Genomic DNA, 21,326 nt, shown 5'->3' with positions numbered 1-21,326 from the left:
TGTTCATTCTAGCTATCCAGTCTGCTCACGATCTCCTCCACTGCTTGCCGCACGGTATTGGTGTATCGATACAGCGCCTCGCATTCCGTTCTGGTCGGAGTATCGGAAAATGAGAGATGCTGGAATCCGGGAATCGAGATCCGGTTGCCACGCCGCCCCGTCAGGATTTCGAGCGTCGTCTTGAGCCATTCCGGCGCACCGCCGGGAACCCCGGGCTTCTTGCCGCGGGCGGCCGTGTCCCCATGGCCCGGGGGCTCCTGGATGATCCCGATCTGGGACACGGGAAGGGCCTCGCAGTGCTCCACCTGCACGCACGGCGCGGCGGCGAGAGCTCCGGTACCACGCTGTATCGCGCCGACCCCGCCGGCGACGCGCCCCGCGGCATGCGCCCCTTCCAGCAGGTGCATCTGCGTGACGGCGGCGGTGATCGACGCATTGATCTGCATCGATACCACGATCCGCAGGATACCGGCCGCTGCGGACTCCATCGCCGCGGAACTGCTGGCGACCGCCTGCACCGTTCCCATTCCCGCCAGCAGGTGCGTTTGCGTGATCGCTTCCGCCATGCTCCCGCCGTGCTGCCCGGATGGCGTTCCGGACAGCGCCAGCCCGCGGGAAACGGCGGCATCTCCACCCATGCCAGCCTGAGCGGCGCCTGCAACCGCCAGGACATGGCCCTGGACGATTGCCGCCACGGAACTGCCCATCGCCTGGATCGCGGCGGCAGGCGCCGGATCGACATGCGTCACGACATCGGCGGCCCGAAAATTATCCAGGTGCAGGCAGGCCGTATCCGACGCCGGCGCACAGCCCGCATATCCCATGCGAATCCCGGCATGCCCCGCTGCCGGGATCGAGTCGTCGGTCACGCTGATCGCTGCCGTGCCGCTGCCGCGCAGATACACCCTGAGCTGGTTGCCCACGCACTCCAGCCTGATGGAGGCGGACGTCCCCGTCTCCAGGTCGTACGCGGGATTTCCCAGCAGGGTCGCGACACCCGATACGAATTTGTACAGCTGGACACTGTCCGGATGATCGGATGTGTACCATCGCGCCATGTAGTACGTCTGCTCGGCCGGATGGCACCGCGCCACCACGCCCGCCCCGTAGGCGGCGTCCGACATCTCGTGGATGTCGGCCGAGACGGCGTAGTCGGCGGATGCCGGCTGGCCGGAATGATAATAGAGCGACACGCCGGAACCGTTTCCGCGCACTCGCCCGTCGATCAGCACGGATGAAATGGCCGACCCGGAATGCCGCACCCATGAGGAATCGTGGGCCGACAGATCCGTTCCGCCCGCACCGGCAAAACCATCCGAAGCGAACTGCGCCATCAGATCGGCTGATTCGCGGTATAGGTGATGCTCGGAAAACCGATCGTGTTGCCGCCCGTCACCACCTGGTCGCTGGTCTCGTCGGTCACCCACAGCACCTTCGCAGATCCATCCGTGAAGGCGATGTGCAGGTCCGGCGCCGGGCCGGAACCGGCGGATGCGGTGCCGCTCTTCGCGGCCACTGTGCATACCCGTGGATTGCCGGGCGCACCGGACAGGGTGAAATCGCCGGGAGCCATCGTGATCGTGCAGATGGCATTGCCGGCGACCGTGGCATAGCTGTCTCCCGCCGCGTATGCCTTGATCAGGAGCATGCGGGCGGCGCCGCCCCTGATCGCGTTCAACCCCCCGTCCAGTACGTCGGAATGCACCCACTTCGCCATGCCGTCCTCCTATTGAAAAGCCGCCTGCCCCCGGCGCAGGCCCGGAATCTACGCTTGCTTCAGCCCATCCATCGTCTCGGCCAGCACTACGCCCGTCACCTTCACATTGCCGGACAGCGCGATTTCCAGGTTGTCGGCCTTGTAGCCGGAGGGGAGTCGAAATGCCCGGCTGTCGGCCACCTGCCTCGAGAATCTGAGCCTGCCGTCCGCCCAGAGCTGGAACTGCAACTGGTCGATGGACAGGGGCGGCAAAGGCAGCATCCCGTCCCCGCCGACCTCGTGTTCCGCGAGCGGCTGCTCGGCCATGGCGTCGTTCAACCCGCAGGCATCGATCAACGCCTGGTTCGAGGCGACGATGGCCTGCCGCGCGTGACGCGCGTTCCTCTGTTCCTCCTCCGTCATCTCGAAGTCCGCATCGATTTTCGCCGTGCCGCAGTTCAGCGGTGCGGCCAGGATGAATTTCCTGCTTTTCCACTCATAGGCCAGCTTCGTGCCCGTATCGCCTTCCCATCGGCATATCCTGCCGTCCGTCGCCACGTACAGTTCGCCCGTGCGGGGATCGGCCCAGATGGCGGTGATTCTCTGGTTCACCTTGACGAACGACGCAGTCTCGGCCTTGTCGATCACCAGCATGAGCGAGCTGCCGTCCACCGCGTACCCGGCATAGTAGCGATTGTCCGCGGAGGCCGCGATGAAGCTCCCGGGGTTGAGCGCCAGCCACTCCCTCTGCGTGAACAGATCCTTGGTCACGACGTCGCTGAATCCGCCTCCCGCGATCACCAGACCCTGCGGCGCGGGGTAGCCCATTCCGAAGGCAAAGCCCGCCACGCCCCGCTTGGCCAGGCACGGCCAGGCCACTCCCAGCTTCTCCATGCCGCCGCCCATGGTCATCGGCTCCACGCCGGTGATGGTGAACGGGTTGCCTTTCGTCATTCCCACCAGAGTGGTGCCGTTGATCCCGATCGCCACGATGTCTTCGTCATATGTCTGGCGGTAGGCGAGCGGCCAGGCGTACGGCCGGAAGGGCTCGGAGAAGCAAATCTCGTTGCCGACGAAGCCGCAGGCGATGCCATTCGCCATGATGGCGATGCCGCGCATGCCCGCGGGCGGCATCAGCCAGCCCCCGGACGGCAGGATTTCTCCCAGTGCCGCGTCGGCCTCGCTCGCGGCATCGGCATACGTCGGCGTGGCCGCCGTCACCGTCGCGATATAGTGGTACTCGGTGCCGCTCGCGCTCGTCAGCGTGCGGTAGATGCGCTTGTTCATGCCCAGCGTGTTGTGCGGCGCGGCCCGCGTCCATGTACCGCCTGATTCGTACGCCTGCCCGGTGGACAGGATGACGATCACCCTGGCCGTATCGGCATCGACCCGCGCGAGCTCGAACGTCGCGTTCAGGTCGGTCATGCCCGCCACGGCGGCGAAGGTGACGGTCTCGCCCGGGCGCAGGCCGAAGACGGTATCCAGGGCCACGGTCACGCAGCCGGGCGCCGGTGCATTGCGCACCGCGCCGGATACCATGCCGCCGTTGGGCGGCGCCGCATCCATTCCGGACAGCAGCCAGGTATCGTCGATCCGCCCGGTCGTCACCGCCGACGCGGGGGATGGCGCGGACTCCTCTCCCCATGCCGTCACGAAGGTGTATACGTACGATCGGGAAACGGTGGCGCCGCTCCCGCCGGCAGGCAGAACGGCGGGAGCGGCCGCGGGCGGAGTCACGCCCAGGACATGGCACCCAGAGGGATGGGGGCCGGCACCCGCTGTCGCCGTGTCGTAGTCCGAGACGCGCGGCTCGCCGTCGCCGGTATAGTAGAACCGCTGCGATTCGTTTCCCGCCACCGGGGAGCGCGCCACGTCCACTTCCCGATTCCATGCAAGCCACTTCTCGTTGCCGTCCTTCTCCAGGCGGAACATGGAGCGTATCTCCCCCTGGATGGCAGGGGTGAAAACGTGCAGGGGAGCATTCCTGGGACGCAGGTCGCCGGAGGTCAGGATGCAGTTCGTCGCCACCTGGGCCTGGTTCGGAGCCAGCAGCTGCCGTGCCAGGCGCGGAACGAGGCCGGAAAAACCGGCGATGCGGAAGGCCGTCACGCGGCGCCATCCAGCGGCTCGGCAAGCCGCCGTCCCTCGCAGATGGCACGCTCCTCCGCCCGCCGCTTCGCCAGCCCCGGCAGCACTTTCCTGCCCCCCCTGCCATCGGGCCCCTTGTTGAAGGCCTCGATGCGCTGGCAGGCTTCCTCGTAGCGCCCCGCATTGATCAGGTCGATCAGGTTGGGAGGCCTGCCCGGCTTCGCCTTGCGGCAGAAGGCGCCGATCCCGATGTTGTATGCCAGCGACACGTAGGCCTCATACTCGTGCTGGTACAGCGGCACCGTGACGCAGCGCTTCACACCGGCCGCATACACACCCTCGATTTCGTCGAGCAGGCGCACCAGCGAGCGCTCCGGGGTCGTCCTGTCGCCCATCTTCACGCCGCCGGTAGCGCCGAAGCCGATGGTCGGCACGTCGCCCGCCACCGGAATGTAGGCCTCGTCGCGATACCCTTCGTGCACGGCGATTCCCACGAGCGTCGAGGCGGCGAGCACCATCACCGCGACCGCGGAACGTACCCGGAGTGGAGAAACATCATGCATGGGGGTTCATCCTGGAAAAAGGCAAGATTAAGCGCCTGGAGCGACCACCCGCCGGAACTTCTACTGCCTCTTGCCGCGAGGCCATTGTTCGATGATCCGGTCGAGCTTCTCGTTGAGCTCCTTTGCCGCTTCCCTCTGCTCGATGCGGATGGAGCGGATTTCCTCGGTCAGGTGCTCGTTGACCCTTTCCTGGTAGTGCTCTCCCCGCTTCAGGCTCGCGATGTCGTTCTGCACCGCGTTGTAAGTGGCCACGCCGGATGCCAGCAGGCTGATGATCGCGATCACGCCCCCGAACGAAAGCGTGGAAGTGGACGGCCCCCGCCGCCGCTCGATCTTGATGGGTTTTTCCATGTCCGTCATGTCAGTGCACGCTCCCCAGGAATGAAAGAATGACCACCGCGATCACCCCGTACAGTATCGCGGCGGTCCATCGGGAATAACGCAGCCTGTCGAGAAATCTGTCCGCTTCCGCCTCGGCTCCCGCGTATCGCCGCGCAACCTCTTCCCTGTTGTATCCTCTTCGAAATCGAGTCATTGCCGGCCTCCATAGAAAAAGATTCATCGAAGATTGCCGGGGAAAGAAAGCGGCACGGATTTTCAGGGAGATGATGGGTTGCGTTTCACTCCACCCATCCTACCTCCGCTTTCCGCCCCACCCGTGGATGGGTGAGCGCAGCGCAGCCCATCAAATCCACCCTCGCTTTCCGCCACATCCGTAGGATGGGTGGAGTGCAGCGTAACCCATCAAATCCACTTTCCACCCCATCCGCAGGATGGGTGAGCGCAGCGCAACCCATCAAATCCACCCCCGCTTTCCGCTCCACCCGTAGGATGGGTGGAGCGCAGCGTAACCCATCAAATCCATCCCCGCTTTCCGCCCACCCGTAGGATGGGCCAGCGCAGCGCAACCCATCAAAATCCACCCCCGCTTTCTGCCACATCCGCAGGATGGGCCAGCGCAGCGCAGCCCATCAAATCCATCCCTGCTTTCCGCCCCACCCGTAGGATGGGTGGAGTGAAACGCAACCCATCAAATCCACCCTCGCTTTCCGCCACATCCGTAGGATGGGTGGAGTGAAACGCAACCCATCAAATCCATCCCCGCTTTCCGCCCCACCCGTAGGATGGGTGGAGCGCAGCGCAACCCATCAAAGTCCACTCCCGCTTTCCGCCACATCCGCAGGATGGGTGAGCGCAGCGCAACCCATCAAATCCATCCCCGCTTTCCGCCCCGCCCGTAGGATGGGTGAGCGCAGTGCAGCCCATCAAATCCACCCCCGCTTTCCGCCCCACCCGTGGATGGATCAACGCAGCGCAACCCATCAAATCCACCCCCGCTTTCCGCCCCGCCCGTAGGATGGGTGGAGCGCAGCGCAACCCATCAAAATCCACCCCCACTTTCCGCCCCACCCGTAGGATGGGTGGAGCACAGCGTAACCCATCAAATCCACCTCGCTTTCCGCCACATCCGTAGGATGGGTGGAGCGCAGCGTAACCCATCAAAATCCCGCTTGAGGAAACGATGGGCTGCCACCCTTTTTCCGTGATGGGTTACTACCTGATGGGTTGCGTTTCACTCCACCCATCCTACCCCTGCTCCCATGAAAAAGGCCGCTTGCGCGGCCTCATGAACCCACGAACACCTGGTCACACGCCATCTCCGGCGCCAGACGGCGCAAAGGGAAAGGGTGCCGCCAGCCAGCGATCCACCGCCCACTGGAATTCCGACAGCGTATCCAGCCGGGTATTGGCCACGTCGTCGTACTCGACGTGGCCTTGCATTCCATCCCACTGCACCGCCCGCACGCCCGGCGGCAGCGCTGACAAGTCGATCCTCCTGAATACGCCGTCCACTCCCACGACGCCGTCATCCCGCACGATCGTCACTCGCATGCCTCGGCTCCCCCATGAGGCAGCGTGCGATGACCCGGCGCCAGCATGGCTTCCCGCGTCTTCCGCCCCTGCCGGGCCATCTCGTTGCGGAACGATTCGGTGGCCGCCGCCCCCTTGCGCGACTCATTGGCGGCATTGATCATGAGGGCGGGCAGCCAGGCGATGGCGCAACCCCAGTCGGCGGTCTCCTTTCCCGTATTCGCATCGACGCCGCGAATCTCGACGTACCAGGGGCAGCGATGAAGCACGGGAGTGCCTTCCATCCTGATTTCCTCGCATTTCGCGCCCAGGGGGCAATCCGCAATCCGTATATCCATCACGTCAGTCCTTGCTCGCAAGTATGGCATCGACATATCGTACCGACAGATCTATGGCCGTGCCCGTGAAGCTATGGTTATGGGCACCGCCTCCGCCAGTAAAGTTTGTGTATGCCAATGCATTCATGCTGTTTCCATCGGGAGGGTTGTAATCTGGCAGAACGCTACCTGCTCCAGAACCTATATAAAATGTATGCTGATGTGCAGGTATCTGGGCTTCCGTCAGCGTCGTGGCACTATTGACGCCGTTCACGGCCTGCACCGTGAATGCCGCGGTGAAGGCTACCGACCCTCCCGTGCCGCCCCCCGGCCCGTTCACGATCCGCATCGCCCTGTCGTGATGCGCAACGACCTGCGTCCAGCCGACCGGTGCCGTCGCCTGGAAAAAGGCCATGACGCTGCCGGCGGGAATCAGATCCGATGGAGCTGCGCCCAGCGTGGCGCGCGCTTCGCCCGCAGCGGCGTCATCCAGCAGGGTTCTCGCAAAACCGCTCAGGCTGGTCAGCGCCGCGATGCCGGCCCCGGAAAAATACGGCAGGGTATCCGCCGACGCCGCGAGCGACCCCAGCGCGGCGAGATTCGGATTGGAAAGCGATTCCTCCAGCGCCAGCCGGGTGATGCCGGCTACGAAATGGTCGCCCGCTGCCCAGGTCCTGGCCGTGGTGCCGTCCAATCCCCGTCCGCCCACCGGGATGGTGAAGGTGTCGCCGTTGCGGGCTTCGATCCTGACGATCTCGCGGTTGCCGGACGCGTCCTTGAACGTTCCGTAGAAGTAGTCACCGGTGCCCAGAGACGGAAACAGAATGCCCTTGCCGGCTTCCACCGAGAACTGCAGGCCGGTGGCGCCCTCGGGCGCGGAACCGATCTGCGCCCGCCCGAAATTCGAGAATCTGAGTCCCATTGCCGCTGTCCCCTCGCTTACCGCGCCATGACCGACGTTCGCAGCGCGCTGCGCCCGAATCCGCGGGCGGCGCGCAGCCCCTCCGCTGCCGTGCCGGCCTCGAACCGGCGCTGGTGGTGCGCGGCCAGCTGTGCATGGGTGTAGGGCTTTGCCGGCGACAGCATCAGCTCCGCCAGGGCACCATGCGCGATGGGCTGGCGAAACGCCTCGAACAGGGCATCGTCGATCCCGGCGCTGGCCATGGCAGGCTTCAGCGCCACTTCCAGTGCCAGGAGGCCCGGAGCGCGAGGTTCCGGCGCCAGCTTCACTGAGGTGGCGCTGCCGGAAATGCGCACCGGCCCATGGATCGGCGCAGGCCGATCCCACCGCGCCGGAGCGTGGCCATCCACGACGAAGCCGATCTCCATGCCGTCGAGCGCGGCACGCAGGACACAGGCGGCCACGGCATCCTCAGGAAGAACGAGCGCATATTCCGCCACGCCCGCTTCCACGGCGATGCCGGGATGGTCGAATCGCCAGGCCATCGACAGCTCGAAAAACGCGGCGGCTGCCCGGCGCAGCGCGTGATCGATCGCCTCGGGCGGGCAGCCGGGCAGATCGGGGGCCACCAGATCATGAAAACTGCGCCATGGCTTCACGGCCCGACCTCCATGCCGTACAGCCGTATGAACAGCGCCGCCCGGCCCGAACCGGCGTGCTCGTCGTCCACCATCTCCGCCCTGGCGGTGACGTAGTCCGCCACCAGCTGCGCGTATTCGGCGGGCAGGGGAAGCATGCTTCCCGCACTCTCGGTACCATCCGGCAGATCGCCGAACCTCCCGATGAACAGATCCGGCCGCCGCCTCCGCATCTGCAGCACCGCCTGGCGCGCGTACGACAGCAGCCGGCCATCCGGATGACGCACCCTGTCCTCGTCGTTGAGCGGTATCCTCGCCAGATCGAGGACATCCTGGTAGGTGAAGGCCATGGGCGCTCAGGCTGCCGCGTGGTGCGCCGCGAGCAGACCGACCAGCCTGTGCCGGACGGCATCCTCGCCGAGGCGCCGGTCCAGGCGCTCGTTGTAGGTGCGCTCGGCATACTCGATCATGGCCTCCTTGCTCATGCCATGCAAATCGATCACTGGCAGGGGCTCTTCGACCGTCGCCGCCTCCGCGGCCAGGCCGACCGGCTTGCCCGTCCGGGAACGGCGCGAGACTCCCTCCTTCTCGCGCACCCAGGTGTCGGAAAACGCCAGCAGTCTCTCGGCGGCCTCGGCCGTCACGTTCCTCACCTGGCCCGGCTTCCAGTGCAGGCCGAGCCGGTCTATGCTGTCCGTCTTGTCGCAGGAACCAATGTATTTCACATGCGGCATGTCGCACTCCAAAGAAAAAGGGCGGCCCGTGTGGGCCGCCCGCCGGTATCATACGAGGGGGTTTGCGCGCCTGTCTTTCTCGCCGCCGTCCGCCTCAGAGCGGCACGGTGGAGTCGACCGCGATCACGCCGAAGTCGGTCGGAACCTTGGCGCCGGTGCCGTCGTCGACGGAGAGGCGCACCTTCGCCTTGCCGCAGACCTTCTCGCCCATGACCTCAAGATTGCTTTCGAAGTTGTACCAGTGCTCCTTCCAACCGAACTGCAGGCCGGAAATGCGGGTACGGCCGTAGGCGACACCCAGCGCCTGGGCGCCGAGCAGCAGGCCGCGCTCCACGGCGTAACCGCCCGCCAGGCCCGCATTGACGATCTGGTTGGTCTCGGTGGCGGTCGCCGCGTTGGCCGCCGTGACGATCCGCGTCGTCTCGTTCGGCAGGAAGCGGATGGCACGCTCGTTCTTGATCACCAGGATGCCGTTCCACATGCCGACCTCGCCGGCGAACAGCGGATGGCGGGTGTCGAAGTAGGCAGCGCGGTTGACCGCATTCTGCTGGAATGCCCGCAGGGAACCCTCCGTCAGCAGCACCGAGTACTGGTTCGGCGTCGCCAGGAATATCCACATCTTCGAGGTCTGCGCCGCGCGGTCGCCCGCCAGCCTGACGGCCTGGAGCGGCTGATCCATGTCGTCCAGGCGCCGCCGCAGCAGGTCCAGATGGGACAGCTTCAGCATGTCGGTGGAGACGATGGCCCCCAGCTGCTGGCCGCCTGCGGTCAACTGGGCGCCGTTCACCACGAAATGACGATTATAGGTGGGGGCCTTCACGGGGTTGACCATGATCTCGGCGAACTTCGGGCTGGACTGCAGCGGAATGGTCCAGTCGGTACCCGACTGGGAACCGCGCGCGCCGGCCAGATGCACCAGGGATTCCTGCGTATCGAGCCGCGGGAAATAGCCCGACAGCTGGGCCAGCGCGATCTCGCGCAGGTTGTGCTTGGTGCGCTGCTGCGACATGCTGCCGCCCGCGTCGATCACCTTGCTGGCGAGATCGATGCGGATGTCCATGGACGAGAACGACAGGGCGCTGCCCTTGCCCTCACGGTCGACATCCCCCATCAGGGGCTCGCCGCCGATGGTGTCCACCAGATCCAGCGAGACGATGTCGCCGGCGCTCTTGGCCAGGTTATCGATGCGCACCAGTGGCATGCCGGGCTGGGTCTGTCCCGCGATCTTTTCCATCGCCGCGGTCGGCTCGACCGGCCCCACCAGGTTCTCGATGGCGGAGGCCCCCTTCAGCGTGTTGGCCAGGAGCGCGGCGCTGTAATGCTTGACGGCGATGGAGCTGCCGCTCGCTACGATTGTTTCAGCCATTTAGTTCATTCCTTCAGTCAAGATCGGCTCGCATGGCCGCCGCCTGGTGCGCGGGCATCTTCATGAGTCTCTGGGCCAGTGTCAGGGCGTCCAGGTTCTCGATCTGCTCGCGCTCGGAGGCCGGGTTTGCCCCGCCATGGATATCCGATAGGGTTACGGGTCTCCTCTCCGGAGCCTTGTCGAGCCTGGCCTTCGCCTCGGCCCTGATTCGCTCCGGATCGGACTGTGCCTGCGTTTTCGAAGCCTGGGGCAGAATGGCGCGCACGCGGCGGACGACTTCCTCGAACCGCTCGGCGTAGGGCCTGTTCGCCCACCTGCCGCCGGTACGGAGTATCTCGTCCTGGCGCAGCGCCTCCTCCCAGGCCTCCGGATCGGCCGTCTCCCAATGAACCAGGTCGGGATTGTTCTCCTTCGCCTCCTGCACCTGCTCGGCCACGCTGAGCTGACGGACGCGATCCGCTTCTTCCTTTTCGCGCTTCAGTTCGTCCAGCGTCCTGCGGAGTTCCTCTCCCTGCTTCCGGCCGCCCTCGAGCACCGCGGCGATGACCGGGTAGAGTCCGGGCATCTCGGCCTTGAGGGTGGCAAGGTGCCGCGCCAGCGCATCGTCGGAGACCTCCGCCTCCCCTTCCGCGGCGGCGTGCTCCTTGCGTCCGAGCAATTCCTCCAGCCTGCGGGCCGCCTCGGCCTGCGCCACCTGCGCCGCCTGCAATTGCTCGCGCAGCGATGAGTTCTCGACCCGAAGCTCCTTGTGCTTTTCGTAGGGGATGATTCCCCTGCCGCTCTTGTTCAGCACGACCGGAGCCGCCTCGCCCGTCTCCTCGCCGCCGGACGCCAATGCCTGCCCGGAGTCATTCCCTGCCTGCTCCCGTCCATCGAGAATCTCGGCCAGCTTCTCCGGATGATTCTCCAGCAGCTCGACCTGCTCGGGCGTCAGGCTTGCGACCTGTTCATTGGTCAACTGATCCACTTCCATTTTCCTTCTCCTCCAACTGCGGTGTCGTCGTGAGCACGCCGCCTGAGCGGGGGTTGATGAAACTGCGGTATCGCCGTGAGCGCGAGCCGTCCGGATGTTTCAGGCGGCTGAAAACAAAAAACCGCCCGAAGGCGGTTGCATCAAGTGACTCTTCATTCGATCTATATCTTATCCATTTTTACTCTAAGCTGGGTCACTTGAGGTGGGAATTTTGCCGGTACGGTTCTACATTCAAGATAGCTGCCCCCTGCTGGATAAACCTGCCTGAGGCCCTGCGCATATATCGTCAGATCATCTATACCCGCAGGGTAGCTTCCGGGAGCATATATTCCCTGTTTCCAGTAGCATCCGCGGGTAACTCCTTCATAGACTGTCGGCCCCAAATATCTATAAATTAGCTTGTCGTCCAGGTATAACTCAAAGACTCCATCACGCCCTGTTGACCAGTATATATAGCTTACGACATCATGCCAGATGAGTGAATCTACTGGCCAGAGTGCCACAATCTCGTATTTTTTTGGTGTATCAGATTGAGACCATTTTCTCAGACATACGCCAAACTCATTCACCACTACAGTCCATTTCGGATGGATAAAATTGTCAGTATTCCGAGTCTTGAATTGTTGAATATTAATGCTGTAGTCTTGCCATTGAGGATTCGTAGCTTTCAATAATTTGAATTTTTCAGCCCATTCTGGGTCAAGCATATAACTCCACCAGTACCATCCTCCTCCTGTTCCTAGAGCATACTCCGATGTGTAGTAATCCCGTGACAACTCAACCCGATAGGAGCCTGCAATAATCGGGTCGCCACGCACCAAACGTATCTTTACAACTTGACCTCGCAATCCTGTAGGATCTTCTACCATCATGATTCGATCAGGGTACGAACGTTCTTTAGCGTACTGCGCCGGATCCTCAAGAATCTCAGAAGAGATGATTCTCATGATATTGGGATTTATAGTCATATCATCACCAATTTTACTGAGTAACCGACGAGGTTGATTCGATCTGCCGTATGCGCCGACAGAATTCCAATCGAAACTGTCATGGCTTTCATCAGATCTATGTTAGCTGCTTTATCTTGCAATGCACCCGCAGTTGACGCACCGGGTGCCTGATAACTTACTGTGGTTACAGTTCCTTCATTGAACCAGAGCGACAAATATATTCGTGTATGAAGATTATTAGTTGCTGCAGGTGCTACAGAAAAGACGATCGAATCATTGACATTTCCCGCAGTACCAAGATGGATATTAGCAGTATAAGGACCATTTGCTCCTATTCTAAGAAGCGACGCCTCTATTTCAAGCTTTGCTCTACTTTCCAGTAGCATTCCAGCAGGAATAACCAGAGAACCTGCACCACCTATCGGCTGAAACAATCCATTAGCGACACCTGTTATCGAGCCGACTGGAGACGCCACCGTTCCCCAATTGGATGCCAACACCACAATACCATTCTGAGGAATCCATCCAGCATATGTTGACACCCATGTTGAACCTCCTCCAACATCAATTAGACTTATGGCTGTGCCTGCATCTACTGAAGTGAAATGTGGCTTCTCCGCCCAAGTGGATCCTGTTACCAAGGGAAGATTGATTGCATTTCCATCTGTGATAAGGTCCCTTTCAATGTTTGCTTCAAAATCAGCAATCATGCCAGGAACATAATATTGACCAGCCACGAAGCTATTGCACAAAAATTTGATCATGTCGATTCCTCCAGTTGTTTGATGCCCGGACCATGTTCATGATCCACGTTGTTCTCCGGCCATGGCACGCTGACGCATCATGACCCCGCCAGTGCGGTCATCTGCCGCAACCGCTCCGCCAACTCGTGCCGGTTCGGCACGTCCGACAGCTCCAGCATCGCCGGGTACAGCACCGCCTGGTACGCTGGCGGCGCGGCCTGCACGATGCGGGCGAATGCCTGCAGCTGCTGCGCCCGGAAGGTCGGCGTGGCCGGCACGTCTTCCAGCACGACCTTGACGCGGGCGGTCTCGACGTCGTTCTCGATCACCGCTCCCGCAGGGGTCTCGATCTCGCGGTTGAAATAGACGGTCCTGCGACCGTCGCCCTGCCCGACCGCAAATGCCACCTGCCGGCCAAGCAGGTCGTGCCTGATGAGCGCCAGGAGCTGCTGCCCCACCAGCCGGCGGGCGTAGCGGAAGTTGTCGTTGGGCTCCGCCAGCACGCTGGAACCTTGTTCCACCAGGTTGCTGATGGCAATGCCGCTGGCCGCCTGCGTGTGAGCCCCGAGCATGGCCCGGTAGACGCCGCTCACCGCCTCGATCCTGCGCTTGCGCTCCTCCACCAGCTGGAAGACCTGCGACGCCAGCGCATGCTCGCGCGTCACCTTGAATCCGCCCGCGTTCCTGCGCTGCGCGTTCAGCACCGTCATCGAGCGCAGGCTGCCGACGTTGCGGGCCACTTCCTGGTAGCTGTTCTGGGCCAGATCCAGGGCGTCGTTGTCCACCTCGACCTTCACCGAATTCAGCACCTCGTACAGCAGGATATCCAGATCGAGTATCTGGTCCTGTGGCCCGCGCATGTCGCGGATCAGCCCGTACGGCGCGCGCGAGCGATCCTTGCGGAAGCACCAGAACGGCACGTACGGAAAATCCCGGTGGGGCAGCGGGCTGGGCACGTCCATCAGCTTGTGCGGGCCCAGCCAGATCGACACCCGCATCCGCGGCAACAGGCATCTGCGGGCACGCACCAGCCCCTCGCCCAGGGCCGCCTGGTGATGGGGATTGTCCTCGCGGTATTCCAGCATCTGGCCATCCGGCAATACCAGCACGTATGCATTTTCCAGGTGGCGGTACCACAACTCCGACAGGCGCACCATGCCCGAGCCGCGATTGAGATACTCCTCCTGGAGGTGTCCCCAGGACTGGTTCCATGCCTGCTCCACCTCGCAGGCACGGGCCATGCGCGTGTCGGCGCCCTCGTACACGTCCAGGTGGTTCCAGCCGCTCCAGCTGCCGGCGATGAGCGCGTCCTGCTCCGGGAACATCCGGGCGGCCTGCGCCCGATCCACCCACTTGTCGCGGCGCAGGTAGCGCGCATCCGACAGATCCGGCTCCCTCGACGACCAGTCCCACCAGATCTCGTTGCGATGGATTTCACGCACCCGGTACGGGTAGCGCAGCGGATCGAATTCACGCGACACTTCGACCCAGCCGATCCCCGCGCGGATCATGCTGGAGTAGGCATCCGACATCGCGCGGTCGGCACGGGACTCGGTCTCGACTTCCTTGAGCCGGGCGGAAAGCCCCTCGGCGATTTCCATCTGGCGCTCGTCGTCCGCCATGACCCGGTAGTCCGTGCGGCTGCGCGCCTCGATGCCCAGCACGGCGTTGATGGTCGGCTTGATCAGGTTCGAATCCTGCGGCGGGATGCCGGCTTCCTTGAGCCGCCTGACGACGTCCACGCCAACCTGTGCGCCGTCGTAGTAGTCGCAGTCCGTATCCGAATCCAGGCGCCATCCGGGCTGGCTGCGGATATCCCGGCAGATCCTGCTGTAGGCCTCGACCGAGATGTCCGCCCCGATGTCCTCCGCATCCGCGCCCGCCGGCCCCGGGATCATGTGCGCCATCCCCTCATGCGGATGCCCCGGGCGCTGCCCCCTGGCCGGTCGTCCTCGGCGGCCACCGCGAAGTAGCGGAAGGCGTCCGCCGCATGGCTATGGAGGTCGTGCAGCGGACGCCCGCTGAACCCGCCCGTGGCGGGATCGACGTCGTAGCGATAGCGCCGCAGGCCCTGCAGGCCTTCCACGCACTTGTGTTCGTCGAACCAGCAGCGGTTGAACACCGTGCGGGCGGCATTGATGCCATCATAGATGGAGAGGTCGGGCACGATCCTCACCCGGCGACCGGCCGCGAGCATGATCTCCTCCACGCTGCGCCCCGTCGCCAGCGTCCTGGCGCGCGCGTCGTGCGGGAGCCAGTCGGTGCCGTATACGTACCCCCGTTCCTGCAAGGCGCCGATATAGTGCTGTATCGGCAGCTGGCTGTTGCTGTAGTAGTCGATCAATCTGAATTCGCTCCCAATGCTTTGCGCAAACCATATGCTGGTGCTGTCCGCCCAGCCGAGATCGAAGAACGTGTGCACCGGCCGCGCGGCGTCATAGACGATGCGCCCGATGCGCCCCTCCACCTGCGCCACCCGCAGTTCACGGGCATAGATGGCCCCGTCCAGGGCGGCGCGGCACCGGCCTTCCCAGATGTTCCGGTAGGCGTCGGGGTCGCGCGCCTTCAATTCGTCCTTTTCCCGCCTCAGCGTTTCGGGAAACCATGGGTTGTCGTCCCAGTTGACGTGGACGACCGCGGCGCCGGCGGGCGGGTCGGCCACGAAGCGCCGGTAGGTCTCGTCCGCCTCCAGTTCCGGGTTGAAGGTGATCCAGATCTCGGAGCCCTCCTTGCGGATCGTGGGAATCAATACCTCCCAGCTGCCCTTCGAGACTGCCTGGGCCTCTTCCACCCATACCCGGTCGATGCCCTCGAACGACTTGATCTTGGTGACGTTGTTGCGCAGTCCCGCGAACACGAACTCGGAGCCGTTGCGCCCGTGAATGGCGCTGTTCTGCACCTCGTAGAAGCCTTCCAGCCCGATCTCCGCGATCTGCGAGCGCAGCAGATGGTGCACCGATTCGGCGATGGAACTCTGCAGCTCGCGCGCGCACAGGATGCGCAGCGGCGCCTTCGCCGCCTGGATCAGCAGCGCGCGGGCGACGCTCCAGCTCTTCGCCCCGCCGCGACCGCCATAAAGCACCTTGTATCGGTGGGGCTCGAACAGGAACCTGAGCTTCTCGGGAAATTCCGCCCGGTAGACGGTCATGCCGTCCCGGCGGGCGAATCGCGTACGCCGGAGCCGCGGCCCATGCCTTCCTCACCCGCGCCGGAGGGCGCGACAAAGGCCACCTCGACGCTGTGAACAGCCGGCTTTTCCTGCCCTTCGTCCCACCGGGCGCCGGATGGCCTGTCCCCGTATTTTTTCGGTGCGAGCCTGGCTGCGTACCACTTGCGCGCGTCGATGCGCAGCTGAGAGCGCGCGATGATTTCGCGGTTCGTCACCTCCCTTCCCTTCTCGTCGACGGAAACGTCGCGGCTCCCGTCATCCGAGATTTCGATGATCTCCTCGGCGTAGGCATCCACGCCCAGTTCCCTGGCGCGCTGATACTGCCGCATCAGCCCCGCGTCGCCCGCAAGCCAGTTCCACAGCACCCGCTGGCTGACACCGGTCTCCGCGCACATCGCGCGCACCGATCTGCCCAGGGAAATGCCGCCGCAGATCGCATCCACCAGCTCGCGGGCACCGGGTGCAGGCGCTTTGCTTCCGCGAACCGGGCGCTGCCTGCCCGCATCCGCCGACTTTTGCCGGGAACGGCGCTCACTCATGGCCCGATTCAGGGTCCGATTCCCGCCGGGGCGCACCGTTGCAGCCCTTCACCGCGGCAAGCAGCCTGACCTCGCAGGCGGCGCGCTCCTCGATTTCCACGCGCAGGGCGCGGTTGATGGCCAGAGCGTCGTCCTTGGCGGAGACGCGGTCGACCGCATACGCCGAACTGCACTCCGCCGGCGTTTCCACCCGGCAGGGAACGGCCACCGGCACCTCCAGCAGCTGCGTCTGGATGACGGGCGTGCCGGCGCACCCGCCCAGCATCGCGACGGCCAGTACCCGTGCCGCCATCCTGCTACTGCGACGCGCCATGACGACGGCGATCCTGCACGTATTCCTGCTGTTCCCTGAAAATGGCCTCGCACTGCCCGTCGGCAGAAACATCCGCCACCGGCGGCAGCGCCCGGATCGCCCTGGCCTTTGCCGTATGGGCCGCCGCCACTTTTCCTGCCTCCCGCATCGCCCGGATCGCCTCCTTCTCCCGCCGGACTGCCGCCGCTTTCTGCGCATCCAGGGCAAAGCGCACCGATTCGATGTCGGTGGCGCACCGGTCGTTCGCAGCCGACAGCAGCGCGTTGTCGTTATGGAGCCGCTGTATCTGCATGGTGGCGCGCCAGTCGCCGAGGGCGAACCCTCCACCAAAAGCCAGTGCGACGAGCACCGCAATCACGATCGCTGTAACCGCTGGAGTACCGACCATCGATGCTATCTCCTATCTCCAAATGAAAAGGCCCGCGCGAGGCAGGCCGGAATGAACGATCCTGTGAATCTTCGAGACAAAAAAACCCGCCTGAGCGGGTTCGCGGCTTCCTTCACGGGAAAGGAAGGGTGCAACAAAAAACCCGCCTTCTGCCGGGAGAAGCGCGGGTTCCTGGTACCGCCCTCGCCTGCGGTGGACAACCTCGGGGCGGAGACGGCGGGCCGGCCGGCGTACAGCCAGGCGGCCGTGTGGATTCGACTCGGAATCTATATCCTATGAGCACAAAAATCCACTGTATGGATTCGCATTATAGGGCGTTTCCGGTATTTGTCAAGTTTTTTTGTGCATGCCCCGGTTTGCAGCGCCCGCGCATTGGGATAACATTGGAAATCGGCTTCTTTCCGCCCCATGCCTTCCCACGCGACGACTTCCGGCCGCTTCCCGCCCCACCGCCCGCGCGCGTGGCTCATCGCCTGCGCGGCCGGCGTCCTGCTCCTGGCGGGATGCGCCCGCTTCCGGCTCGCCGCGCCGATGCCCGATCCTGCCGGATACGGCGGGCAGGCCATGGAATACCGCAGGGTGATCGTGCATGACCGCTTCTGGGGCAGTGCCGCCGAACCCCGGATCCTCTTTACGGAATGCACCCAGGGCATCCGCGACGTGATCCTCCACCGCTCCCTCGCGCATGACCTCGCGGGCGTGCTGACGCTCGGGATGTGGATGCCCGTGGAGCTCCACTACCGCTGCGTGGTGCCGCCGGAGAAACCGGCGGCGCGGCCGTCGCCTTCCAGGAAGCGCTCCAGGACCCGGGGCCTGTCCTGAGGCGTGTTCGCCCTCCGCCGCTGGCGGGAAGGCGAAAGATGCCCATCCTACTGCAGCGGAGCCAGCCGCACCACGCGCGGATCGTCGGCAAATTCGAGCAGCAGCAGCCGCACGCGCGCCTGCCAGGCGTGCGCGAACGCGGCCCGCTGCGCGTCGTCGGCGCTGCCCTGGAGGATGGCGGCCAGGCGGCCGCCCTGGGCGGGGTCGCTGGGGATGAGGGAGACGTCGAGGCTGACCTGTACCCCTGCGCCGGTATCGACGCGCGTGAAGGTGATCGCCTCTCCCTCGCGGCGTTCGGCAAAGCTCAGCAGCCCCTTGCGCCGGAAGCGTCCCTGGATGCCGTGGAACCCATTGTCCGCCGCCGCCCCGGTCAACAGGGTCAGCACCTGCGCGGTCACCCCGGTGGTACCGTCGTCCTCGGGCGCGGGCATGCGCACCGCCACCGCGCCGCGCTCGGCCGGACCATCGGGGTAGAGGGCCGTCAGCGCCGCGCGGCCCATCAGGAAGGCGCCCGCGACGGTGGGACAGGAGTGGCCGGCCAGCCGCACCGCGTCCTCGTAGCGATATTCCAGCACGCCTTCACGGGCGGCACCCAGGGTTTCGGCAAATGCGTCCCGGGTGCGCACCACGGGCGCCTGGCTGAAGAAATGGGGAAAATCCATGCGAACCTCCTTTCCACGGAATGATGATGGCATCACGACCCGGCATTCGCGCCGACGACGCCGGGATGGCGCTGCAGCTGCGGAAACAGCACGCGCTCCTCGAAGCGGACGTGGCCGCTGATGAGTTCGGCGAAGCGCTGCAGGCGCGCTGCCGGATCCAGTCCGCACGCGCCCATGGCGAGCGCCCGCAATTCGGCGTGCTCGGCCAGCACCCGCCGCACCGCATGCGGGTCGAGCGTCGCCTGCGCCACGTCGATCAACGCCTCCTCGCGTTCGAAGTGCGCGACCAGTACCGCGCGCCAGTGCGCCTCCACGGCCGCCAGCGCAGCGGCGACCTCCCCCGCCGGGGGAGACTCGTTCGCCTCGAGCATGCGCCGCACGTCGCGCGCCAGCACCAGCGAGCCATGGTGCTCGCGCGACAACGCCAGCAGTGCGCCCAGCCGGGGCATTCAGCGGATGCCGGGATCGGCCATGCGACGCCCCGCTAGTGCAGGGGTTTCAACGCCTCTGCCCACTTGTGCAGCTCGTTCAGCAGTGCCGCGGCCGCGCGGCCGTGGTGCTCGTCCGGCAGGAAACCTCCCGTGCCGTCGAGGCGGGCGGCCACGTTCTGCACCGCCACGGCTTCCACCATCGGCATCATCTTCAACGTCGTGAAGGTCAGCTTCTCGATCAGGGCGGAACGCAGCCCGCCGGACACGCCGCCATAGCTGACGATTCCGGCGGGCTTGTAGTTCCATTCCTTGTAGACGTAGTTGAGCGCGTTCAGGAGGGAAGGCGGGGGGCCGAAGTTGTACTCCGGCGTCACGAACGCGTACGCATCGGCAGCGGCGACGCTGGCGGCCCATCGGCGGGTATGATCGTTCCGGTAGTCCTGGCGGACGGGATGCTCCGGCTCGTCGTACACCGGCAGCCCGAACTCGGCAAGATCGACCAGGATCGCCTCGAACCGGCCGTCCTGCCGCGCAAGCTCGTGGAACCACGCGGCGACTGCAGGCCCCACCCGGCCTGGGCGCGTGCTGCAGATGATGACGTGTAGCCTGAGTGCCATGGCTTCTTCCGCATGAAGGTGCGCCGCATCCCTGCGCGCAGGCGGGTCGCTGCCACGTATTGTATACCCTTTCGTCTCTCCATGTGGACGGGTGCGGCCATGGCGCGCCGGATGCCTCGCCGGCGGGCCGCCGGGGCGGAATCGTGGCGCCCGGCATGACAGGTGCAAGGAGGCTTCGTCGCGCCGGCCCGGCCGGAAAGACGGAACGGCGGAAATCTGCGCGGGAAGGCGGCTGCCGGGAAGAGAAAGAAGCCGTTTCGCCCCCGGGATCGAGCCCACCCGGGAAGGCTTCGCGGCGGGCGCTACACCAGTTCGATCTGGATCCTGCGTCCGACCAGGGTGGCGGCGCGCTGCAGGCTCGACAGGGTAATGTCGCTTCCCGGATCGAGCAGGCGATCCACCTGCGACCGGCTGGTCTTCAGCATGGTCGCCATCCGGCTCTTCGTCAGCGACTGCGCCTTCATCGCCTCGGCGAGCTGCCAGGCGACGGCTTCCTTGATCGCGCCGGCCTGCATGGCCTGCGCGTCCTGGAAAACGGATTCCTGCTTCAGAAAGCCATTGTAGGCCGATCCCGTCCGTAGCGTGCTCATATTGCGACTCCTTGTCTTTTGTATACGAATGATTGCCCTGTCATACTCCCAGCCACCGCTGCGCCCCGCGACGGCGCGAGCCGCCTGCCATGGCTCCGACGCGCCGGCGCGCCACTGCATGACCCTGCCGCGCCGCGATCGCGCTTCAATACCCTACTCTCATCGATGTTAAACGATAATGATAATTATTGTCAATTCAATTGCCCCTTTCCCGCGCAGGGTCGCGGAATCCGCCTGCGTGTGGACCACCGCACGCATCCTTCCGTGAAAACGCGATATGCTGATGCTGGACCTTGGCTTCACCCCTTGCGCCACACCATGACTCGGCTCAGAATGGGTACCCTCGCAACCCGATCCACGCCCGGTTCCCGCTTGAGCCCAACCACCAAGGAGCACTGACATGGCAAAGACCACAGCCCCGAAAAAACGCAATCCCAAGCCACGCCCGCTGGCTACGCCGACCGATCTCCCGACGGCGGCGACGCGGGACATCGTGCAGGCCATGAATGTCGTCCTGGCGGATGTCTACGCGCTCTACCTGAAGACCAAGAATTTCCACTGGCACATGAGCGGCCCCCATTTCCGGGACTACCATCTGCTGCTGGACGAGCAGGCGGTCCAGCTCTTCGCCATGACCGACCTCATCGCGGAACGCATCCGCAAGGTGGGCGGCACCACGCTCAAGTCGATCGGCGACATCTCCCGTAACCAGCGCATCCGCGACAACGACGCCGACTACGTCGAGCCGCTCGCCATGCTGGCCGAGCTGCGCGAGGACAACAAGACGCTCGCCTCGGGCCTGCGCGACGCCCACGATGTATGCGAAGAGCATCACGACATCGCCACCACCAGCCTGATCGAGGGATGGATCGACGAGACCGAGCGCCGCACCTGGTTCCTGTTCGAGGCCAGCCGCCATGGGGATGCGACCGGGCACTGAGCGGCCCTCGCCCG

Annotated in this window: 28 protein-coding genes; 3 read left to right on the top strand and 25 right to left on the bottom strand. The window is 64.5% G+C overall.

Annotated elements, in window-relative coordinates; translation table 11 throughout:
- Positions 1–8: 8 nt before the first annotated feature.
- The 21 genes from BT108_RS05460 to BT108_RS05370 all read right to left on the bottom strand — a co-directional run bounded on the left by BT108_RS05460 (position 9) and on the right by BT108_RS05370 (position 17,250).
- Positions 9–1,334: a hypothetical protein gene (locus BT108_RS05460; RefSeq protein WP_072293525.1), complete on the bottom strand. Its 1,326-nt coding sequence runs from the start codon at positions 1,332–1,334 to the stop codon at positions 9–11.
- Complete coding sequence (locus BT108_RS05455) at positions 1,334–1,717, bottom strand: hypothetical protein (RefSeq protein ID WP_072293524.1); 384 nt, start codon at positions 1,715–1,717, stop codon at positions 1,334–1,336. The genes BT108_RS05460 and BT108_RS05455 overlap by 1 nt, the downstream gene beginning before the upstream one ends.
- Positions 1,718–1,765: 48 nt before the next feature.
- A complete protein-coding gene (locus tag BT108_RS05450) occupies positions 1,766–3,805 on the bottom strand; it encodes a hypothetical protein (protein WP_072293523.1) in 2,040 nt (679 codons plus the stop codon).
- On the bottom strand, positions 3,802–4,347 hold the full coding sequence (locus BT108_RS05445) for a glycoside hydrolase family protein (protein WP_072293522.1): 546 nt from the start codon (positions 4,345–4,347) through the stop codon (positions 3,802–3,804). Before BT108_RS05445 ends, BT108_RS05450 begins: the two co-directional genes overlap by 4 nt.
- Before the next feature lie 60 nt (positions 4,348–4,407).
- Positions 4,408–4,707: a hypothetical protein gene (locus BT108_RS05440; protein WP_072293521.1), complete on the bottom strand. Its 300-nt coding sequence runs from the start codon at positions 4,705–4,707 to the stop codon at positions 4,408–4,410.
- A gap of 1 nt (position 4,708) precedes the next feature.
- Positions 4,709–4,882 carry a hypothetical protein gene (locus BT108_RS13800; RefSeq protein WP_177257259.1) on the bottom strand — a complete coding sequence of 58 codons (174 nt, stop codon included), beginning with the start codon at positions 4,880–4,882 and terminating at the stop codon, positions 4,709–4,711.
- Between the two features lie 1,112 nt (positions 4,883–5,994).
- On the bottom strand, positions 5,995–6,240 hold the full coding sequence (locus BT108_RS05435; RefSeq protein ID WP_072293520.1) for a hypothetical protein: 246 nt from the start codon (positions 6,238–6,240) through the stop codon (positions 5,995–5,997).
- Entirely contained in the window at positions 6,231–6,557 is a 327-nt protein-coding gene (locus BT108_RS05430; protein WP_255369630.1) for a hypothetical protein, read from the bottom strand. The genes BT108_RS05435 and BT108_RS05430 overlap by 10 nt, the downstream gene beginning before the upstream one ends.
- Before the next feature lie 4 nt (positions 6,558–6,561).
- Complete coding sequence (locus BT108_RS05425; protein WP_072293519.1) at positions 6,562–7,458, bottom strand: hypothetical protein; 897 nt, start codon at positions 7,456–7,458, stop codon at positions 6,562–6,564.
- Between the two features lie 17 nt (positions 7,459–7,475).
- The gene (locus BT108_RS05420; RefSeq protein ID WP_072293518.1) at positions 7,476–8,096 is read right to left on the bottom strand and encodes a hypothetical protein; all 621 of its coding nucleotides are present in this window, start codon (positions 8,094–8,096) and stop codon (positions 7,476–7,478) included.
- Entirely contained in the window at positions 8,093–8,425 is a 333-nt protein-coding gene (locus BT108_RS05415) for a hypothetical protein (RefSeq protein ID WP_072293517.1), read from the bottom strand. The genes BT108_RS05420 and BT108_RS05415 overlap by 4 nt, the downstream gene beginning before the upstream one ends.
- 6 nt (positions 8,426–8,431) lie before the next feature.
- On the bottom strand, positions 8,432–8,809 hold the full coding sequence (locus BT108_RS05410) for a hypothetical protein (protein ID WP_072293516.1): 378 nt from the start codon (positions 8,807–8,809) through the stop codon (positions 8,432–8,434).
- A gap of 94 nt (positions 8,810–8,903) precedes the next feature.
- On the bottom strand, positions 8,904–10,175 hold the full coding sequence (locus BT108_RS05405; RefSeq protein ID WP_072293515.1) for a phage capsid family protein: 1,272 nt from the start codon (positions 10,173–10,175) through the stop codon (positions 8,904–8,906).
- 13 nt (positions 10,176–10,188) lie between these two features.
- On the bottom strand, positions 10,189–11,148 hold the full coding sequence (locus BT108_RS05400; RefSeq protein WP_072293514.1) for a hypothetical protein: 960 nt from the start codon (positions 11,146–11,148) through the stop codon (positions 10,189–10,191).
- A 161-nt stretch (positions 11,149–11,309) separates the two neighbouring features.
- On the bottom strand, positions 11,310–12,116 hold the full coding sequence (locus BT108_RS05395) for a heparin lyase I family protein (RefSeq protein WP_072293513.1): 807 nt from the start codon (positions 12,114–12,116) through the stop codon (positions 11,310–11,312).
- Positions 12,113–12,862, bottom strand: coding sequence for a hypothetical protein (locus tag BT108_RS13510; protein ID WP_143142406.1), 750 nt, complete (start codon positions 12,860–12,862; stop codon positions 12,113–12,115). The genes BT108_RS05395 and BT108_RS13510 overlap by 4 nt, the downstream gene beginning before the upstream one ends.
- Positions 12,863–12,939: 77 nt before the next feature.
- Complete coding sequence (locus BT108_RS05390; RefSeq protein WP_255369629.1) at positions 12,940–14,748, bottom strand: portal protein; 1,809 nt, start codon at positions 14,746–14,748, stop codon at positions 12,940–12,942.
- Positions 14,736–15,989, bottom strand: coding sequence for a PBSX family phage terminase large subunit (locus BT108_RS05385; protein WP_072293512.1), 1,254 nt, complete (start codon positions 15,987–15,989; stop codon positions 14,736–14,738). Before BT108_RS05385 ends, BT108_RS05390 begins: the two co-directional genes overlap by 13 nt.
- Positions 15,986–16,549, bottom strand: coding sequence for a terminase small subunit-like protein (locus BT108_RS05380; RefSeq protein WP_072293511.1), 564 nt, complete (start codon positions 16,547–16,549; stop codon positions 15,986–15,988). The genes BT108_RS05385 and BT108_RS05380 overlap by 4 nt, the downstream gene beginning before the upstream one ends.
- Positions 16,542–16,862 carry a hypothetical protein gene (locus tag BT108_RS05375; protein WP_143142405.1) on the bottom strand — a complete coding sequence of 107 codons (321 nt, stop codon included), beginning with the start codon at positions 16,860–16,862 and terminating at the stop codon, positions 16,542–16,544. The genes BT108_RS05380 and BT108_RS05375 overlap by 8 nt, the downstream gene beginning before the upstream one ends.
- Positions 16,846–17,250, bottom strand: coding sequence for a hypothetical protein (locus BT108_RS05370; protein WP_072293509.1), 405 nt, complete (start codon positions 17,248–17,250; stop codon positions 16,846–16,848). The genes BT108_RS05375 and BT108_RS05370 overlap by 17 nt, the downstream gene beginning before the upstream one ends.
- 51 nt (positions 17,251–17,301) lie before the next feature.
- Here BT108_RS05370 and BT108_RS05365 point away from each other — a divergent pair, with 51 nt between their 5' ends.
- Positions 17,302–17,529, top strand: coding sequence for a hypothetical protein (locus tag BT108_RS05365; protein WP_072293508.1), 228 nt, complete (start codon positions 17,302–17,304; stop codon positions 17,527–17,529).
- A 129-nt stretch (positions 17,530–17,658) separates the two neighbouring features.
- Positions 17,659–18,072 carry a hypothetical protein gene (locus tag BT108_RS05360; protein WP_072293507.1) on the top strand — a complete coding sequence of 138 codons (414 nt, stop codon included), beginning with the start codon at positions 17,659–17,661 and terminating at the stop codon, positions 18,070–18,072.
- A gap of 47 nt (positions 18,073–18,119) precedes the next feature.
- On the opposite strand, the gene BT108_RS05355 is transcribed toward BT108_RS05360, so the two are convergent.
- The 4 genes from BT108_RS05355 to BT108_RS05340 all read right to left on the bottom strand — a co-directional run bounded on the left by BT108_RS05355 (position 18,120) and on the right by BT108_RS05340 (position 20,372).
- Entirely contained in the window at positions 18,120–18,734 is a 615-nt protein-coding gene (locus tag BT108_RS05355) for a hypothetical protein (protein ID WP_072293506.1), read from the bottom strand.
- Positions 18,735–18,766: 32 nt separating this feature from the next.
- Entirely contained in the window at positions 18,767–19,183 is a 417-nt protein-coding gene (locus tag BT108_RS05350; protein ID WP_072293505.1) for a hemerythrin domain-containing protein, read from the bottom strand.
- A gap of 35 nt (positions 19,184–19,218) precedes the next feature.
- Positions 19,219–19,782: an NADPH-dependent FMN reductase gene (locus BT108_RS05345; protein WP_072293504.1), complete on the bottom strand. Its 564-nt coding sequence runs from the start codon at positions 19,780–19,782 to the stop codon at positions 19,219–19,221.
- A gap of 302 nt (positions 19,783–20,084) precedes the next feature.
- A complete protein-coding gene (locus BT108_RS05340) occupies positions 20,085–20,372 on the bottom strand; it encodes an XRE family transcriptional regulator (RefSeq protein WP_072293503.1) in 288 nt (95 codons plus the stop codon).
- A gap of 400 nt (positions 20,373–20,772) precedes the next feature.
- On the opposite strand from BT108_RS05340, the gene BT108_RS05335 reads away from it, so the two are divergent.
- Positions 20,773–21,312, top strand: a complete 540-nt coding sequence (locus BT108_RS05335; RefSeq protein WP_072293502.1) for a Dps family protein — start codon at positions 20,773–20,775, stop codon at positions 21,310–21,312.
- Positions 21,313–21,326 lie beyond the last annotated feature (14 nt).

The organism is Nitrosovibrio sp. Nv17 (assembly GCF_900119085.1).
In the GTDB taxonomy this organism is placed as follows: domain Bacteria; phylum Pseudomonadota; class Gammaproteobacteria; order Burkholderiales; family Nitrosomonadaceae; genus Nitrosospira.
The sequence above is the reverse complement of the archived record's forward strand: the minus strand, read 5'-3'. Positions and strand labels throughout refer to the sequence as shown.

Bases quoted from the DNA above. Each gene is read 5' to 3' on its own strand.
- BT108_RS05350 (WP_072293505.1), bottom strand. From the start codon at position 19,183: ATGCCCCGGCTGGGCGCACTGCTGGCGTTGTCGCGCGAGCACCATGGC.
- BT108_RS05380 (WP_072293511.1), bottom strand. From the start codon at position 16,549: ATGAGTGAGCGCCGTTCCCGGCAAAAGTCGGCGGATGCGGGCAGGCAG.
- BT108_RS05340 (WP_072293503.1), bottom strand. From the start codon at position 20,372: ATGAGCACGCTACGGACGGGATCGGCCTACAATGGCTTTCTGAAGCAG.
- BT108_RS05390 (WP_255369629.1), bottom strand. From the start codon at position 14,748: ATGGCGCACATGATCCCGGGGCCGGCGGGCGCGGATGCGGAGGACATC.
- BT108_RS05400 (WP_072293514.1), bottom strand. From the start codon at position 11,148: ATGGAAGTGGATCAGTTGACCAATGAACAGGTCGCAAGCCTGACGCCC.
- BT108_RS05440 (WP_072293521.1), bottom strand. From the start codon at position 4,707: ATGACGGACATGGAAAAACCCATCAAGATCGAGCGGCGGCGGGGGCCG.
- BT108_RS05360 (WP_072293507.1), top strand. From the start codon at position 17,659: ATGCCTTCCCACGCGACGACTTCCGGCCGCTTCCCGCCCCACCGCCCG.
- BT108_RS05460 (WP_072293525.1), bottom strand. From the start codon at position 1,334: ATGGCGCAGTTCGCTTCGGATGGTTTTGCCGGTGCGGGCGGAACGGAT.
- BT108_RS05355 (WP_072293506.1), bottom strand. From the start codon at position 18,734: ATGGATTTTCCCCATTTCTTCAGCCAGGCGCCCGTGGTGCGCACCCGG.
- BT108_RS05435 (WP_072293520.1), bottom strand. From the start codon at position 6,240: ATGCGAGTGACGATCGTGCGGGATGACGGCGTCGTGGGAGTGGACGGC.
- BT108_RS05375 (WP_143142405.1), bottom strand. From the start codon at position 16,862: ATGGCGCGTCGCAGTAGCAGGATGGCGGCACGGGTACTGGCCGTCGCG.
- BT108_RS05425 (WP_072293519.1), bottom strand. From the start codon at position 7,458: ATGGGACTCAGATTCTCGAATTTCGGGCGGGCGCAGATCGGTTCCGCG.
- BT108_RS13510 (WP_143142406.1), bottom strand. From the start codon at position 12,862: ATGATCAAATTTTTGTGCAATAGCTTCGTGGCTGGTCAATATTATGTT.
- BT108_RS05455 (WP_072293524.1), bottom strand. From the start codon at position 1,717: ATGGCGAAGTGGGTGCATTCCGACGTACTGGACGGGGGGTTGAACGCG.
- BT108_RS05385 (WP_072293512.1), bottom strand. From the start codon at position 15,989: ATGACCGTCTACCGGGCGGAATTTCCCGAGAAGCTCAGGTTCCTGTTC.
- BT108_RS05365 (WP_072293508.1), top strand. From the start codon at position 17,302: ATGAACGATCCTGTGAATCTTCGAGACAAAAAAACCCGCCTGAGCGGG.
- BT108_RS05415 (WP_072293517.1), bottom strand. From the start codon at position 8,425: ATGGCCTTCACCTACCAGGATGTCCTCGATCTGGCGAGGATACCGCTC.
- BT108_RS13800 (WP_177257259.1), bottom strand. From the start codon at position 4,882: ATGACTCGATTTCGAAGAGGATACAACAGGGAAGAGGTTGCGCGGCGA.
- BT108_RS05395 (WP_072293513.1), bottom strand. From the start codon at position 12,116: ATGACTATAAATCCCAATATCATGAGAATCATCTCTTCTGAGATTCTT.
- BT108_RS05370 (WP_072293509.1), bottom strand. From the start codon at position 17,250: ATGGTCGGTACTCCAGCGGTTACAGCGATCGTGATTGCGGTGCTCGTC.
- BT108_RS05430 (WP_255369630.1), bottom strand. From the start codon at position 6,557: ATGGATATACGGATTGCGGATTGCCCCCTGGGCGCGAAATGCGAGGAA.
- BT108_RS05405 (WP_072293515.1), bottom strand. From the start codon at position 10,175: ATGGCTGAAACAATCGTAGCGAGCGGCAGCTCCATCGCCGTCAAGCAT.
- BT108_RS05410 (WP_072293516.1), bottom strand. From the start codon at position 8,809: ATGCCGCATGTGAAATACATTGGTTCCTGCGACAAGACGGACAGCATA.
- BT108_RS05445 (WP_072293522.1), bottom strand. From the start codon at position 4,347: ATGCATGATGTTTCTCCACTCCGGGTACGTTCCGCGGTCGCGGTGATG.
- BT108_RS05345 (WP_072293504.1), bottom strand. From the start codon at position 19,782: ATGGCACTCAGGCTACACGTCATCATCTGCAGCACGCGCCCAGGCCGG.
- BT108_RS05335 (WP_072293502.1), top strand. From the start codon at position 20,773: ATGGCAAAGACCACAGCCCCGAAAAAACGCAATCCCAAGCCACGCCCG.